Genomic DNA, 15,362 nt, shown 5'->3' with positions numbered 1-15,362 from the left:
GATAGCATGATGCATTGTCAACCGAGCAAGGGTTCAGGCAGAATACCTGGTGCGTGTGCGTTTGAGAGGGCGTATCGGTTATTAGTGGCTCAGTCTGCAAGTGAAACCATTATAGGAGCGATCGCTCTAGTGCTGAATCCAGATCGAATTATCTACAGCGGGAGGTGCAACTGTCTCATAGCGCCCATAACTAGGAAAAAAGTACCAACGACCTGACCCCCGCTCCTGATAACCAGAGGTGGGGGTTATTTTTTTGAGGAGTTTTTTACATATGCAAGTCCAGCAGCAAACTCAGCAACCACACATACTACAAAATTCAGTGGTAGTATTCTCCAAGAACTACCTACCATTAGCACGCATCAACATCAAACGAGCAATAGTACTGTTAGTTACTGGTCAAGCAGAATCATTGGATTTTGGCAGTACAAAGCAGTGGGAAGTCCGTTCACCCAGCGTTGTACTACAAGTTCCGGAACACATCCGTTTGACAACGGGTAATCCAGAACGACACTGGAAAGTACCTCCTGTGAATCGTCGTGAAGTACTCAAGCGCGATAACCACACTTGCCAATACTGTGGTAGTGGTAAACGTTTAACCCTTGACCATGTGATTCCTCGTTCCAAAGGTGGACAACACACCTGGGATAACGTTGTCACAGCTTGCGAGAAGTGTAACTCAACAAAAAGCGATCGCCTTCCTCATGAAGCTTCTATGGTACTCAAAACCAAACCCAAAGCTCCAATTCACCCCGCCGTCGCCTTTGCAGAGCATTTTTGGAGCGTACAACGGATGAATGAAAGTGAGTAATTCACTCGGCTATGTCCGTAAACGGGAATATACACCTATTCCAACAAATGTAGAGACGTTGCATTGCAACGTCTCTCATATTTTTTCACCAACATTGTAGAGAAATTGTAATTGTTGCAATCCTGGCAAAATCAAAGGGGATTTATATAATTATCAAATCCATTAAATACTTCTCAAGTACGTGAAAAAAACAAAAGTATGGCTATTAACGATACTCGTTGTAGGAATAGTAGTAATCAATATCATCGCCGGACATAGCAATTCCCTGAAAGCTGCTTCATCTTTAGGAAAAGACACGCTAACGATGATTACTTCACCAGATTATCCGCCTTATGAGTTTTATGATACTAAAAACGGTGAAAATCAAATCGTTGGCTTTGATATCGATATTGCTAAAACCCTGGCTGAAAAACTAGGGTTTAAACTTAAAGTTATGGAATCTGACTTTAATGGCTTAATTCCTGCACTCCAAGCAAATCGAGCAGACTTTGTAATGGCAGGGATGACTCCAACTCCAGAACGTCAAAAAAATGTTGATTTTTCAATTATTTATTATGAAGCCAAAGATACGATTGTCGCCCCTAAGGGTAGTAATCTGAAACAGCCGCAAGACTTATCAGGAAAAAAAGTAGGGGTACAGCTAGGAACGATACAGGAGCAAAATGCTAAAAAAATTGCCCAAAAAGTTACAGGTATTCAGCTAAAGCAACTTAATAAAGTGCCGGAGGTAGTTCAAGAAATCAAATCTCGGCGAATTGATGCGGCAATTGTTGAAGATACGGTGGCGAAAGGATTTGCCCAAGCTAACCCAGATTTAGAGTTTAATGTTATTCCTTCAGAAGAAGCAAGTGGATCGGCGATCGCATTTCCTAAAAATTCTAATTTAGTCGAACCTTTTAACAAAGTCCTGCAACAAATGAAGGACGATGGCACATTAAATCAATTAGTAAATAAGTGGTTTTCCCAGAAGATTATTACCGATACTAAATCCTCAACTCCTGCCAAAACCGGATTAAATCTCGACTTCACAAGAATCTTTCCAGATATTCCCTTTATTCTTCGGGGAATCCCTTTAACTTTGTTGTTTACGCTATTATCTGTAACTTTGGGCTTAATCTGGGGAACAATACTTTCTCTAGCAAAAATTATCGGCATCAAGCCGCTTACCTGGGTTGCAAATGCTTACACCTCTATCTTCAGAGGCACACCCTTGCTGTTACAATTGGCGCTGGTTTATTACGCAACACCCCAACTTACAGGCTATGATATTTCGGCATTGGAGGCAGGGGTTTTAACTTTTACCCTAAATTCTGGCGCTTATATGTCGGAAACCATCAGAGGTGGAATTCAAGCTGTAGATAAAGGACAAACTGAAGCGGCGTTGTCTATGGGTGTTCCTTATCGGTTGATGATGTGGGATGTGATTTTACCCCAAGCATTGAAGAATATTCTGCCAGCATTAGTAAATGAAACTATTGGGCTGCTGAAAGATTCAGCTTTGGTGTCAACAATTGGTGTGGTGGAAATATTACGCAGTGCTCAAATCGTCGGTGCAAATAAATATATTTATTTTGAACCATTGCTATTTGCAGGATTAATTTATTATGTTTTGGTTATGGGTCTAACCTTCGGTGCATCCACTTTAGAAAGGAGATTACGGCAAAGTGAGTAATGCAGTAATTCGCACGGAATTTTTGTGTAAATCCTTTGGTCAACTTGACGTACTTAAAGATATTTCCACTGAGATTTATCAAGGCGAAGTCGTTGCCATACTAGGGCCTTCTGGTTCTGGTAAGTCTACTTTTTTGCGATGCATGAATTTGCTAGAACAACCCACCAGAGGAAGAGTTTATTTTCAGGAGCAAGAAATCACTAATCCGAAGGCAAACATCGCTAAGGTTCGTCAACATTTGGTGATGGTATTTCAACATTTTAATTTGTTTCCCCACATGACAGTGCTGCAAAATGTCACCTATGCGCCTATCAAGGTGAAGAAAATAGACAAGCAAAAAGCACAGGAACATGGTTTAGAATTGCTGGCGAAGGTAGGTTTAGAGCCAAAAGCCGATGTCTACCCGTCGAGACTATCCGGGGGACAGAAACAGCGGGTAGCGATCGCCCGTGCATTAGCAATGGAACCAGAGATGATTTTGTTTGATGAACCCACCTCTGCTTTAGATCCAGAAATGGTAAAAGACGTGCTGGAAGTGATGAAAGGTTTAGCCTTATCTGGAATGACAATGGCCATCGTTACTCATGAAATGGGTTTCGCCAGGGAAGTCGCCAGTCGAATTATGTTCCTCGATCGCGGAACGTTAGCAGAAGATACTGCTCCGAGTGAGTTTTTCCAAAATCCTAAATGCGATCGCGCCAAGCAGTTCTTGGAAAAAATGCTTTAGCACTAAGCAGATTGCAGGTTGTTACAGCCTTTTTCATGTATTTGAACTACAACATCCGCCCTGCACCTTTGTTGCATCGACTTGCACCTTTGTTGCATCGGCTTGCACCTTTGTTGCATCGACCTGCACCTTTATTGCATCGACCTGCATCTTTGTTGCATCGCCCTGCAATGCGATTGCAAGCCCATGCAATGTTATTGCATCAACCTGCAAACGCGATTAATTAATACCTACTCCCGGTCTCAGAACGGGCATCGTACTCGTAACTCAGCACTCTTCATTGCACGCAGTTAGGGTTACTACCAGGAGTAGCATCAGGATAGAAAGTGCGGACGCCGCCATCTCTCCTGACAAACACTGCTTTAAACGTGTTACCCTCATCAGTTACAGTCCAATGACAAACAGTATTAGTCGAACTTGTATTGGGGTTATTTTTATAAGCTAAAGCTGCCATACCGAGAATTTCTTCAGCACTGAGAGTGTAAGCATAACCTTTGATTGAAGACTGAGCAGTACTATTACCTACTTTAACAACAGCACCAATAGTATAAATAGCATTGGGAACAACTTCTTCGTTGGATGTGTTGTTATTTAGTCGTCCAGCTAAACCCTTTTCTTGAAGCTCTAAATAACGACCAATGAAGTGTAATCCACCAATTGAACCTCCTGCAACAGGTTCTCCACAGAAAACATGTTCAAAACCTTCTGCATTAAACCAAACATTAGTCAAGTCAGCTAAAAAATCTGTATCGGAAGTACGCCCTGCAATCAAATATCCTCCTACATATTGTTTAATATTTGCCAAAACAGTAGGATTATTTGTCATCATTAACTGGAAGTTAGAAGGACTGACAACTGTGCCAGGTTGTCCACAAAGATCGGTCACTGCTGTGTCAAAAGTATTTAGAGTTCGGGGAGTGGGAGTTACATCTGCTGGGCTACCGTATGCTAGTCCAGATACAGGATTGTTGATATTGTCAAAGAATGGAACAGAACCAGCGGGTAGAGGGGGAGAACCAGAAGAACCATAATCAGTAATTACAATATCATCGATGTTAGTTCTGTTGGAACTAACATCAGTTTTGCGGACTTCGCAGCGAACTATGCCAGAAATATTAGGTGTGAAAGTTGCAGTTTGAAGAGTTTTAGAACTTGTTGTAATTGTTGAACCTACTGCTGTCCATGAGGTGCCGCTGGTTGTCGAACACCACAATCCCCATGTGGTGTTACCATCATTACCATATTTGGCATGTTTGATTGTAACTGTGCCAGCACCCGTAGTGCGATCGAATTTCATGGTAATTTTGCCAATGTTACGAACGCGAACAGATTGCGCTCCGTTTTTAACATCGGCTGAAGTGTTCCCAATTAGCGCGTCATTCAAATTCCAAACGCCTGAACTGAGGTTGACATCAGCCGCAGCATAAGCTCCTTTTTGGCCAGACTCAAAACCTTCTGAAATTGTGGCGGCAATTGCTCGAAAAACAGTAAATGAAAGCAGGAAGACCGCTCCTCCTGCTATTTTCAACGGTAAACTTAATTTCAGCATACTCAACAAAATTAAATATTCAATTAGTAGTTTTAAGCTTGATTGGTTATCTGCTGATTAACCTTTTTTTAAAATAGTTTTTTAACCCTGTTTTTTCAATTTTTGTGAAAAAAAGGGTTAAATAGTACAGAAGATGTATTTGGGAGCGATCGCCATCTACAAAAACAAAGATTGAACAGTCAAATCCTTCAAAGTAATGGTGAAGTTACGCTGTTCTGCTGTGGCAATGAATGAGACAATTGCTTCACATGCTACAGCAACGGTTAATATTACTAAATTTCGTGCCAACGGATAATCGCAAACATCATCATTCATCTCAGAAGGCACGCGATAAACATCATTCCAAATCACTTCTGCATAATCAGATGCTAGTCCAACATGAAGACAAGGAATGCTAAATTTATCGGCATAATCTTTTATTATTTGACGTGCGACGCTATTGTCAAAAACATCAATAATTAGCTGGCTATCTTGGAGTAATTGATTTACATTTGCTGATGTCAATTCTTTTGTTTTGGCATCAACTTTAGTACCAATTGCTCGATATAAATTGTTAGCCAAAATTTTTGCTTTGAATGCTCCGACATCAGAACGATAGTAAGGCTGAGTGGAAAGATTACGCTCCTCAATACGATCGCGATCGATTACCGTAAGCTTATCAAAACCAGACCGAGCCAAGTTTTCCGCAATGTTAGCTCCTAACGCTCCCGCCCCACAAATGGTTACAGGATAATTTTTCAACTTTGCCATCACAGCATTGCTGCGGTAAAGTTGTTCGTGAAAAAAAATACTCATAATAATTGGTAATTCGTAATTAATACACTCATTAATCTTGTTGTTCGATGACAGCAACCAAAGATTGCAAATCGAAGTCGCGATCGTATCCACTCAGGCAGATACCAGAACTGATTACAGTCAAGTCAGTTTTAGCGATCGCGCTACTGTGGCGAACACCATCAGCCGTTGTCCAATCGACTGTCCAGTAGTCACCGCGATCGTGAAACTGCTTTAATTCACCGCCACCCATTTGCAATGCTTTTCTCAGTCGTCTTTCATCCTGTTGGGGTTGGTCGAAGCCCTCAATACGCCGAGTTGCTAATTCATACACCGTGCGAATTTCTGGAGTCATGCCTTTGAATTGCAATTCTTCAACAGGAATGAGTTGCTTAACGGCAGATTGCAGAGTTTCAACAATAGCCGGATCGGTGCGGCGATCGATTTCCTCAAACCAGCAGGACTGTCCATTCCAGCGGGCTATGATTTGGTCAAAGATGATACCTTCGGTTACTAAATGGATTGCGATCGGTTTCACCACCTGCAACCGTTGACCCACATCTGCTTCATTCACGGGGTATGCTAACCAAGTTTGTCCCCGCAGTTGGTGTGCTAATCGCAGTCGTATTTGGGGAAAGTGTCGCAGATATCCGGCAATTTGGGGTAAATCTGCCTCTTCTAGAAGCGTTGCTGTCTTCTCATCCACAGCCTCAAAGATACCCCAACCTTCAAATTTACTAGGCTTTGGTGTGAAGGTGTAAACCATCCCTGCTACTCGCGTGCGAACTCGTCCACCTTTTACACAAGGTGCAATAAATTGAGTGTTACACAACTGTGCTTCTGCGCTAGCAATTTGGTTGATTAGCTTAAAGATGTTAGTCATAACTAATATTAATTATTTAAAATAAGGCTACAAATGCAACGCTAGAAAGCTGGATAAAATCTAATACCAATTCCAACAATCGTTGCAACACATCCTTGGGTGAAGACGCGATTCATCGCGTCTCTACAATTCGTCTATTTGTCACATTATTTTTTCAAATTTGTATAACTTTCTTAATAACGAATTACGAATTACGAATTACGAATTACGAATTAATTTGCGTGCAAGTTGGTGGAGCATTGCGTTTTCTCAGTTACTAGAGGGACTCCGCTGGTGAGTTGTTACACACTCTTTCAAAGATGGCTACTTCTAAGCCGACTTTCCAGGTTCTTCGCACTCCCCGTTCACAAACGCTCACTGCATTGGCAGTGTTATCTTCCTCTCGTACTAGTATGTAGGCTCACACGAGTTAGGGCACGCAAGATATTTATATAATACAATATACTACATAATTTTGAACAGATAAAAAGAGAGATTTTGCATTAGTGCGATCGCTGCTAATTGATATATCCTTCAACAGCCAATATCATATAAAATAAGAAATCAAATCAAGCATAATCCTTGAGATGGCAGAATATGACAACCTTTGTAAAATACTCGCAGAAAAGTATCCCCTTGATTTTGCTCGTTGGTTGTTAAATCAAGAACCCCAAAAAATTGAAATTTTAAAAACTGAATTGAGCATCGAACCCATACGTGCTGACTCAGTAACATTTTTGCGAACAGAAAATCGTATCTTGCATCTAGAATTCCAAACTACTATCAAATCCCAAAAACCGATTTCTTTCAGGATGCTAGATTATTACGTTAGATTGACACGTCAATATCAAGTTCCTGTCACACAAGTCGTAATTTTCTTACAAGAGACGACAGACGCGATCGCTTTTACTGAGGAATATGTCAGCGAGGTAACAACCCACCGTTATCGAGTTATACGCATGTGGGAGCAAGATTCAGCACTATTTCTTAGCAATCTGGCGTTATTACCTTTCGCACCACTAACACAAACAGATTCACCCCAAGTGTTATTATCACAAGTTGCCCAGGAAATTGCTAAAATTCCAGATGTTGAGACTAGACAAAATACAGCTGCATACACAGAAATATTAGCGGGGTTAAAGTTTAAGCAAGATTTTATTCTCCAATTATTACGGGAGGCAACTATGCAAGAATCAGTTATTTATCAGTATATTTTGCAAAAGGGAGAACAAAAACAAGCTTTAAAATATACTTTGCGTCTTGTAAATAAACGCTTTGGTAAGATAGATTCAGGAATAATTGAACGCTTACAAGTATTATCTACTGAGCAATTAGAAAGTTTAGGAGAAGAATTTTTAGATTTTTCAAATGTGTCTGATTTAGTTGCTTGGCTTGAGCGAAATACTAATAGTTAAAATTAATCCTGAGTTCTGAGCAATCTTCAGAATGTGCGCGGAGAATTTAAGGTAGGCAGAAAGTTGTCTTTAGAAGAAATCAAAAAGGAGGTTTTATAATAGTGCGATCGCTACTACTTATATAATTGTTAACAACACAAAGATTTCTTGCAAACTTAAGATTTTTACTTAAAAGAAGCAATTTTCAATTTACAAAGTAGGCAATGTTTACTATTTGTAATAATAAACATTGCCATATCTTAGAACTTATTTATCATCTCGCACAGGCAACGGCATGTCCAAAATCTCCATCAGCAAATCCAAACGAGAGGGGCGCGTCAGCAGTGGAACGAGGTTCGGCAAGCTGTAGTAGTCACCCTCGAAGGTGAAGGTATCCACAGGTGCTTGCTGCTGCTTGAGTTGACTCTCAACCCAGTTGTAATGACTACCCACACGGACAATCACCACATTAGGCATTACCGCAAACTCTCGGCAATAGGTCTTGTAGACTTCACCGAAGTAAGGAGCAGCATTTTCGCCTTCATCCGTCACCAGAATAATCTGGTCAACTACCTGCTTCTTCTTCCGCATTGCTTCCAATGCAGAACCGATACTAGTACCACCGCCTGCATTGATGTGCTGGAAAGCACGCTCCCAATCGGTTAACTCTTTGCCCTTTGCTGTGACAGCGTAAGGGATGGTGTCGAAGGCGTAGACAAACAGTTCTGCTTGAGCGATACCAGAGATAAGCGCACCGAGTTGCTTACCAAGTGCGATCGCATTCTCCATTGAACCAGACTTATCTACTAATAAAGCAGTTGGACGAGCGATCGCACCACGCCGTTTCACCTGTTCGTTGGTCACTTTTTCCAAACGTGCAACGGTGTCTGCGTCTAAATCTGCGGTGTCTGCGGCAATTTGAGCTTTGAATGCTGCCACACGTCCACTTTTAGAAGCTTCTTCCAGCTTTGAATCAATCAGTTTCTTGACTTCTGGGTGATCCATTGCACCTCTAGCTTGGAGTGACTTGAGGTTATTGATCGTTTCCTGGGGAGTCATGCTGTTGATTAACGCCACCAGAACAACCGGTGTGAGTTGTTTGATTGCACCGATCGCGATGGTGTAGGGAATGTTAAACTCCACAATCAGCCGTGCTTGTTCTGCGGCACTTTCCGCCTTTGCAAGCCGCTTGAGGATATCTGCTAAGGAACCCTCTGGAGGAGTATCGCCAAACAAAATCGCATTTGCTCGTTCATTTGGTTTGATGTGCAGCGAAGCATAGAGGTGCTTCATTGCCTTACGACCCCGCAACGCGGCGCGATCGAACAAAGCCGCATTGCTCTCCCGTGTTTTCAGGTAACGCCGTACAGCAGTCCGAGCCGAACGAGGCACTTTATTTTGCTGCTGTTTCATAAAATCGACTACACGCGCCACCTGATAAGGTGGAAACTCTTGCAGCATGATAAATCCGGCGTCGCGGTGTTCAATCAAATTGCTGGTTAGCAAGTGAGCAACAAACACTTCCTTGTGGTCGCGGACATCACCATGACGCTGATACCAGACTGCCAGGTGTCCATAGAAAATAGGATCGAGTTCAACAATTAACTTGTGAATTTCTGCGACTTGCTCAAGTTTGCGGTGAGGAGTTGTCAGCAAACTGTTGAGCATTTCCAAGCGCAGGTCACGTTCTGCGGTATTCATAGTAACCTCCTTTAAGAATTTTAGATTTTGGATTTGCAATTTTGGATTCCAATCTAAAATCCAAAATCTAAAATCCAAAATTGAAGGAGGCAGATGTTGTACGCGGGGCGATCGAGTCACCGCGCAAGTTGCAGAAGCATTGTGTTTAACTTATTCAGAGTTATGTTAGCTTCTGCGATCGGGGCGCGACAACAACTGCTAAGGGTTGGGTATTGGAAAATAGGATTTTTAATCAATCCAGGACTTACGCGCTCATACCGAGTTGCGTTCAAAAATATTAGTTTTGGGAGGCAGGGGGGATCTAGATTTCAGGTTTCAGTGCGTAAGTCCTACATTAATTCCCTAGTCCCCAGTCACCAGTCCCCAATCACTATTACCTCAGAGAAACAACTGCTCCTGCTTCCTCTAGCTGTTGCTTGAGAATTTCAGCCGCTTCCTGATTCATTCCTGTCTGAACCACTTGAGGTAGGGATTCTACAAAGTCTTTTGCTTCTTTAAGTCCCAAACCAGTCACCGTCCGGATGACCTTGAGTAAGGCAATCTTTTTCTCTGCTGGAACCGATACCAACAAGACATCAAATTCCGTTTGAATCTGCGGTTGAGTTTCATCCTCATCTCGCTTGTCAATCTGAAGGAATTTCGGTGTGGATATATCGACATTGAAAGTAGCTTCAATCTGCTTTACTAATTGACTGGTTTCATTAACATTTAGAGACTTAATTTGTTCTAAAATTTCTAGAATTTTCACAGACATAGCAGCCTCTACCCATACCAAATAGTAATAATTAGTCTTGTTTTTATTTACAAAAAACAGCTTTGTAACTACAGCGGATTTCGAGTAAGGTCAAACGAAAAACCTCAGCTATGTAGAATATAAAGCTTTTTATTGCTGAATTCTGACTCCTGAATTCTGAATTCTTATTTTTAACCACTTCGTGCAAGTTGAAAAAGCTGTTGTTTCACACACGGGATTTGAACCCGCAATCGCTTGATCTCAAGTCAAGTGCCTTTTCCAATTAGGCTAGTATGTAAGCTTTTTCGGTTAGGGCACGAAGTGAATATTTTAGTTTTGAGAAAGTTGATTTAAAATAAATCGAATTTCTTTCTTACTACATTGCTGTTTTCTAGCAGCGTAAATTTTTCTACCCTTATGCCATAAAGCAGCATAACGATGAATGAAACCTTTGAGAACATCTCTTACATAATCAGTTGACGATGGGAAATTTTCAAAGGTAATTAGATACCAAATCTCGTTCAGCTTCTGATATTGATGATAATCATCGACAATCAAAACATCAGTTTGCTTTGGCTTTTGTTTCTGCTTTCGAGGCGTTTTTTCGACTGCACAAAGAATTCCAGTCTGAGGATGAATGTAGAAGCGATCGCCATAGTTTTGAGCTAACAGATTTCGATACCCTTGGTAAGGCTTGCTATAAACATTACCATCAATTATTTCTACATATCGCTCAACGTAGTCCCACAGATGGCCAATAACATGCTGTCCTGCCATTGTTTTGGCATCTAATCGTTGAGACAGTTCGCTGTAAACATCATTCCACGGCTGTCCCACTTTCGAGCGCAAAAACCGACGCAACGGGCCAAGATGATCTGAAAGATATTTGGATTTATTTCTTGGTTTAATTAGGTAGCAATTAAACAATCCATCTTCGCTTGCTTCTTCGGTGAGTTTGTTTAATTGCTTTTTAAAACCACTCAACTTTTTAAGACTAATTCTCCTGCCACTGCGAGGACGCTCAATCACAATCTCGCTCAAACGATGTTCGCTCATATCTCAAGTTGTTTAAATATAGTTCTAGTAATTGAGTTTTGATTAAACATAAATTTGCGAACATCATTGAACTCACCTCCGTATTGATCATTGAGTTAGGGTTAATAAATAAATACAATTTAAATAATTGGAATTCCGCACAAGTTAGCAAAGCAGTTTTCACAGTTGCCTTTACCAATTTGGCCACGCTCCCATAAGTGGAAGCGGCAGGAATCGAACCTGCAATCCGTTGCCGGATAGTAGTGTGTATGCTTTACAAGTTAGGGCGCGGAAAGAAGACACGGGGACGCAAAGAGTGGGAGACGCGGAGAATTTATCTAACCGTAAACAGCTTCAGGGCGCACAATTAAATCCCCACTGGGACGCCGATCTACTACATAAGCAGAAAGGCGATCGCTATTTACATCTAAATGTCGCGCAACTCGTTCCTTCACTGCCATATCATTCATACTTGCTGTAATTCCCAGTTGTGTTTCTACAACATCAACAGAACGTCCTTCAAATCGAATATGAACCATCACAATCACCTCTTTTTTAATTACCAATTACGAATTATTTAGTGGATCTGATCGGAATCGAACCGATACCTTCCCTGTGAGAGTTGCACTCACACCTCGTGCAAGTTGAAAAAGCTGTGGTAACACACGCAGGAATCGCACCTGCAACTTTTCGTTTAAGAGACGATTGCTCTACTTTTGAGCTAGTATGTAAGCTTTTTCTGTCAGGGCACAAGTGAATCCAGGCGCTCTACCATTAGAGTTACAGACCCAAGTTTGTTTAGTCAGTGGAGTCGTCGGGAATTGAACCCGAATCCTGCAACCGTCCGTTTGTTGGTTTCGGAGCAGGCGAACGCCAATCGCGACCCCAAAAGTTCTAATTAGCTATTCAGTTTTCTTGGTTCTGAGATGTTTTGCCTTCGCCTTTTGCGGAGGCTTTTGTTTTCATATTACATTTGTAATACATAAGTTACATGGTGTCAAGGGGATACTACAAATTTTTTGGCTTATGAGACAGCCAGTAGTATGAATTTACAAAAAGTTTCAATTATTACAATTGCTAGCCAGGGAATTGGCGGAGGTGATGAGAGTTAGCAGCGTGGCGTTATGGCGTTGTAAACATGCCTACAACAGAGCTAAACTCTAAAGCCACCATAGTTAAAAAACTATTATTTTTTTGAAAATAAAAATATGAGGGTATAAAATTTGCGCTTAGTTGATTTCATCAATTTTGAGGACAAACAACTAATGCTGAAAATTTGTGTAACTTTTTTGTGTGCGATCTTCTTGAGCTTTAATATAGCGATCGCTAACGCTTGGGCAACTGGTGAGTTTTCTCAAACCTGTAATAACATTAGTCTTGAAGGTTCAACCCTAACCGCTAGTTGCGAAAAAGCTGATGGATATACTGTTTCTGCAACTTCTATCGACTTAAATCCATATCTCGCAAATCTGGATGGAACCTTAAGTTGGGATGGAGATAAATTTGCTCTCACCTGCGGCAATATTGGTTTAGCTGGTAAAAACAGACTCCGTGCTGAGTGTGAAAGAGCAGACGGACAAACATATCTAGGAACATACATCAATCTTGACGAGCATATTGCTAATATTGACGGTCAGCTAAAGTTTGAATAATTTAGAACAGTCCCTATCTTCTAATCCCAAATTGGCAAAAGAAGTATTAGAGACTTCCAACAAATAAATTATCCAATCTTGTGGGGTAGGTATCTTACCCGTCTTTTCTAGCAGGCAGCCGAGATGCCCGCCCCACAATTAGTAATTGGATAATCTCAGGGTGCAATCTACTAAAAAAAAGGCACAACATATAATGTCAGACCAATTTACATTTACTGTAACCAACAACACCGACTTAGCAATTACAGAGTTGTGGGCATCTCTTGATGACGAAGAATGGTCTCAATTTACTCTTTCCGAAGAAGGGATTCCCATAGGTGAAGCAGTAACGATTGCCTGGGCAGAATATACAAATGACTCGCCCTGTGAATGGTACATCTCTGCTGTATTTGAAGATGAATCAGAAAGTGAGTCAGCCTTATTTAACTTCTGTGAAGAACCAGATTTAGTATTTGGATAAATTTCTCCATACCTCATTATGATATCCAAAATGTAGAGACGTAGCACTGCTACGTCTCTACTCCTGAATCCTGATAACAAAATTTTAGGGGTGGTTAGACAACCACCCCTTTATTCCCCTCATATTAGAATTTAATTCCAACACCCTTTGTAGGATGTATATTTTACTTTGAAATATTAACTAAACTTTCAACTTGAGAACTAGCCAAGGTTGGTGCTGTAAAAATACGTGAGTAGAGACTTGATGGTTGCTGGTGAGCAACGACTGGTAGAACTTGACGAGCATGAGCGGCTAATTCTACTGCTTTGACATCATAAGTCTGCGTTGCCAACTTGGGATAGAACCCGATACCGATGATTGGTAGCAGCAGACAAGCGGTGATGAACAGTTCGCGGGGTTTGACATCAGATACTACAGCATCCAAGTGCAACTCTTGATTTTGGTTTCCGTAGAACACTTGACGCAGCATCGACAGTAAGTAAATCGGTGTCAAAATCACGCCCACTGCTGACAGCAACACAACTACAAGTTTGAAGCTAGAACTGTAAACATCACTGGTGGCGATACCCAGGAATACCATCAACTCACCGACGAAGCCACTCATCCCTGGTAAAGCCAGAGAAGCCATTGAGCCAGCAGTAAACAGAGCAAAAGTTTTGGGCATTACCTTCGCTATTCCACCCATTTTATCCATCATCAAGGTGTGGGTGCGATCGTAAGTGACGCCAGATAAGAAGAACAAGCTAGCAGCAATCAAACCGTGAGAAACCATTTGTAGTACTGCGCCGCTGATGCCAAGTTCTGTGTAGGAGGCAATGCCAATCAGCACAAATCCCATGTGGGCAATTGAAGAGTAAGCTAAGCGACGCTTGAGGTTGGTTTGGGCAAAAGCACAGCAAGCACCGTAGACAATGTTCACTACACCCAAAATCGCCAGCACTGGAGCAAAGTAAACATGAGCGTTAGGCAGCATCTCAACGTTGATGCGGATGAGAGCATAACCACCCATTTTCAATAACACACCAGCTAAAATCATCGAACCAGGTGCTGATGCTTCACCGTGAGCATCAGGTAGCCAAGTGTGTAAAGGGAAGATTGGCAGTTTTACACCGAAGGCAATCAAGAAACCTGCGTAGACTAATAATTCAAGAGCTTTAGGATATTCTTTCATTCCCAGAGTCGCCATATCGAAGGTGACTGTATCTCCTGAGAATGCCATTGCAAAACCAGCTACTAGGATAAATATTGAGGCAGCAGCAGTGTAAAGAATAAACTTAGTGGCTGCATAGCGGCGATTTTGTCCTCCCCAAATGGAAATCAGCAGGTAAACCGGCACTAACTCGATTTCCCACATTAAGAAGAACAACAGCAAATCCTGAGCAACAAACACGCCAAGCTGGGCGCTGTACATCGCTAGCATCAAACCGTAAAATAATCGCGGCTTGTTGGTAACTTTCCAAGCCGCGAATATTGCGAGGGTATTGATTAAGCCTGTCAGAAGTACCAAGGGCATCGATAAACCATCAACCCCCACAGCCCAATGTAAACCTAACTGCGGTACCCAAGGATAGTTTTCTATCAGTTGGAGTGTTGAAGTTTGAAAGTCGTATTTATACCAAAAGGTATAAATCATCAATGCGAAATCTGCAAGAGCAACTCCTAAACCGTACCAACGGACGGTTTTACCTTCTTTATCTGGGATTAACGGGATGGCTAAGGCAGCCACCAAGGGCAAGATAATTATGGCTGTTAACCAAGGAAATTCCATAGCATTCATCACTTCTGACAATCAATTTCACTTTTCGCTTTTAATTACATTATATTAAGCAGTTTGTACTTTTGTAAACGAATTTTGACTTGGAGAGAGTAAATTTAAGATTTCGATAGTAATAAATACTTATTTATAGCGACCCTACACAATTTTAAATGTAAAGTTTTACAACGTCAACAAAAAACGGCGGCATTAGCCACCGTCCTAAGTTATGTTTTAGTGGG

The 15,362-nt window shown here is 41.5% G+C and carries 15 protein-coding genes, 1 tRNA gene and 1 other annotated feature; of the genes, 7 read left to right on the top strand and 9 right to left on the bottom strand.

Annotated elements, in window-relative coordinates; all coding sequences use genetic code 11:
• Positions 1–271 precede the first annotated feature (271 nt).
• The 4 genes from H6H03_RS01000 (at position 272) to H6H03_RS00985 (ending at position 3,434) form a co-directional block, all read left to right on the top strand.
• The gene (locus tag H6H03_RS01000; protein WP_190953217.1) at positions 272–808 is read left to right on the top strand and encodes an HNH endonuclease; all 537 of its coding nucleotides are present in this window, start codon (positions 272–274) and stop codon (positions 806–808) included.
• Between the two features lie 181 nt (positions 809–989).
• Complete coding sequence (locus H6H03_RS00995) at positions 990–2,480, top strand: ABC transporter permease subunit (protein WP_190953216.1); 1,491 nt, start codon at positions 990–992, stop codon at positions 2,478–2,480.
• Complete coding sequence (locus tag H6H03_RS00990; protein WP_190953215.1) at positions 2,473–3,207, top strand: amino acid ABC transporter ATP-binding protein; 735 nt, start codon at positions 2,473–2,475, stop codon at positions 3,205–3,207. The genes H6H03_RS00995 and H6H03_RS00990 overlap by 8 nt, the downstream gene beginning before the upstream one ends.
• Positions 3,168–3,434, top strand: a complete 267-nt coding sequence (locus tag H6H03_RS00985; RefSeq protein ID WP_190953568.1) for a hypothetical protein — start codon at positions 3,168–3,170, stop codon at positions 3,432–3,434. The genes H6H03_RS00990 and H6H03_RS00985 overlap by 40 nt, the downstream gene beginning before the upstream one ends.
• Before the next feature lie 50 nt (positions 3,435–3,484).
• Here the strand turns inward: H6H03_RS00985 and H6H03_RS00980 are convergent, their stop codons facing one another.
• From H6H03_RS00980 to H6H03_RS00970, 3 genes are all read right to left on the bottom strand, one after another.
• The gene (locus H6H03_RS00980; RefSeq protein ID WP_190953214.1) at positions 3,485–4,756 is read right to left on the bottom strand and encodes an EndoU domain-containing protein; all 1,272 of its coding nucleotides are present in this window, start codon (positions 4,754–4,756) and stop codon (positions 3,485–3,487) included.
• 156 nt (positions 4,757–4,912) lie between these two features.
• Complete coding sequence (locus H6H03_RS00975; protein WP_190953213.1) at positions 4,913–5,551, bottom strand: HesA/MoeB/ThiF family protein; 639 nt, start codon at positions 5,549–5,551, stop codon at positions 4,913–4,915.
• A 31-nt stretch (positions 5,552–5,582) separates the two neighbouring features.
• Positions 5,583–6,413 (bottom strand): hypothetical protein, encoded by an 831-nt coding sequence (locus tag H6H03_RS00970; protein WP_190953212.1) that lies wholly within the window; start codon positions 6,411–6,413, stop codon positions 5,583–5,585.
• Positions 6,414–6,683: 270 nt separating this feature from the next.
• Positions 6,684–6,739: a sequence feature (23S ribosomal RNA rRNA prediction is too short), on the bottom strand.
• Positions 6,740–6,979: 240 nt separating this feature from the next.
• Between H6H03_RS00970 and H6H03_RS00965 the strand changes: the two genes are divergently transcribed.
• Positions 6,980–7,807, top strand: a complete 828-nt coding sequence (locus H6H03_RS00965; RefSeq protein WP_190953211.1) for a DUF4351 domain-containing protein — start codon at positions 6,980–6,982, stop codon at positions 7,805–7,807.
• Positions 7,808–8,053: 246 nt separating this feature from the next.
• Here the strand turns inward: H6H03_RS00965 and H6H03_RS00960 are convergent, their stop codons facing one another.
• From H6H03_RS00960 to H6H03_RS00940, 5 genes are all read right to left on the bottom strand, one after another.
• Complete coding sequence (locus H6H03_RS00960; protein ID WP_190953210.1) at positions 8,054–9,487, bottom strand: vWA domain-containing protein; 1,434 nt, start codon at positions 9,485–9,487, stop codon at positions 8,054–8,056.
• A 373-nt stretch (positions 9,488–9,860) separates the two neighbouring features.
• Positions 9,861–10,241 (bottom strand): 50S ribosomal protein L7/L12, encoded by a 381-nt coding sequence (rplL, locus tag H6H03_RS00955; protein WP_190953209.1) that lies wholly within the window; start codon positions 10,239–10,241, stop codon positions 9,861–9,863.
• Positions 10,242–10,444: 203 nt separating this feature from the next.
• Positions 10,445–10,519, bottom strand: a tRNA-Ser gene (locus H6H03_RS00950).
• Between the two features lie 31 nt (positions 10,520–10,550).
• Complete coding sequence (locus H6H03_RS00945; protein ID WP_190953208.1) at positions 10,551–11,276, bottom strand: hypothetical protein; 726 nt, start codon at positions 11,274–11,276, stop codon at positions 10,551–10,553.
• A gap of 317 nt (positions 11,277–11,593) precedes the next feature.
• A complete protein-coding gene (locus H6H03_RS00940) occupies positions 11,594–11,794 on the bottom strand; it encodes a hypothetical protein (RefSeq protein ID WP_190953207.1) in 201 nt (66 codons plus the stop codon).
• A 726-nt stretch (positions 11,795–12,520) separates the two neighbouring features.
• Here H6H03_RS00940 and H6H03_RS00935 point away from each other — a divergent pair.
• Positions 12,521–12,907: a mannose-binding lectin gene (locus tag H6H03_RS00935; protein ID WP_190953206.1), complete on the top strand. Its 387-nt coding sequence runs from the start codon at positions 12,521–12,523 to the stop codon at positions 12,905–12,907.
• Positions 12,908–13,100: 193 nt separating this feature from the next.
• The gene (locus tag H6H03_RS00930) at positions 13,101–13,367 is read left to right on the top strand and encodes a hypothetical protein (RefSeq protein ID WP_190953205.1); all 267 of its coding nucleotides are present in this window, start codon (positions 13,101–13,103) and stop codon (positions 13,365–13,367) included.
• Positions 13,368–13,530: 163 nt separating this feature from the next.
• On the opposite strand, the gene H6H03_RS00925 is transcribed toward H6H03_RS00930, so the two are convergent.
• Positions 13,531–15,144 (bottom strand): NAD(P)H-quinone oxidoreductase subunit 4, encoded by a 1,614-nt coding sequence (locus H6H03_RS00925; RefSeq protein WP_190953204.1) that lies wholly within the window; start codon positions 15,142–15,144, stop codon positions 13,531–13,533.
• Positions 15,145–15,362: the final 218 nt, after the last annotated feature.

Origin of the sequence: Nostoc paludosum FACHB-159 (assembly GCF_014698835.1) — a bacterium.
Taxonomy (GTDB): domain Bacteria; phylum Cyanobacteriota; class Cyanobacteriia; order Cyanobacteriales; family Nostocaceae; genus Nostoc; species Nostoc paludosum.
The sequence above is the reverse complement of the archived record's forward strand: the minus strand, read 5'-3'. Positions and strand labels throughout refer to the sequence as shown.

Bases quoted from the DNA above. Each gene is read 5' to 3' on its own strand.
- H6H03_RS01000 (WP_190953217.1), top strand. From the start codon at position 272: ATGCAAGTCCAGCAGCAAACTCAGCAACCACACATACTACAAAATTCA.
- H6H03_RS00985 (WP_190953568.1), top strand. From the start codon at position 3,168: ATGCGATCGCGCCAAGCAGTTCTTGGAAAAAATGCTTTAGCACTAAGC.
- H6H03_RS00980 (WP_190953214.1), bottom strand. From the start codon at position 4,756: ATGCTGAAATTAAGTTTACCGTTGAAAATAGCAGGAGGAGCGGTCTTC.
- H6H03_RS00975 (WP_190953213.1), bottom strand. From the start codon at position 5,551: ATGAGTATTTTTTTTCACGAACAACTTTACCGCAGCAATGCTGTGATG.
- H6H03_RS00970 (WP_190953212.1), bottom strand. From the start codon at position 6,413: ATGACTAACATCTTTAAGCTAATCAACCAAATTGCTAGCGCAGAAGCA.
- H6H03_RS00965 (WP_190953211.1), top strand. From the start codon at position 6,980: ATGGCAGAATATGACAACCTTTGTAAAATACTCGCAGAAAAGTATCCC.
- H6H03_RS00960 (WP_190953210.1), bottom strand. From the start codon at position 9,487: ATGAATACCGCAGAACGTGACCTGCGCTTGGAAATGCTCAACAGTTTG.
- rplL (WP_190953209.1), bottom strand. From the start codon at position 10,241: ATGTCTGTGAAAATTCTAGAAATTTTAGAACAAATTAAGTCTCTAAAT.
- H6H03_RS00945 (WP_190953208.1), bottom strand. From the start codon at position 11,276: ATGAGCGAACATCGTTTGAGCGAGATTGTGATTGAGCGTCCTCGCAGT.
- H6H03_RS00940 (WP_190953207.1), bottom strand. From the start codon at position 11,794: ATGGTTCATATTCGATTTGAAGGACGTTCTGTTGATGTTGTAGAAACA.
- H6H03_RS00935 (WP_190953206.1), top strand. From the start codon at position 12,521: ATGCTGAAAATTTGTGTAACTTTTTTGTGTGCGATCTTCTTGAGCTTT.
- H6H03_RS00930 (WP_190953205.1), top strand. From the start codon at position 13,101: ATGTCAGACCAATTTACATTTACTGTAACCAACAACACCGACTTAGCA.
- H6H03_RS00925 (WP_190953204.1), bottom strand. From the start codon at position 15,144: ATGAATGCTATGGAATTTCCTTGGTTAACAGCCATAATTATCTTGCCC.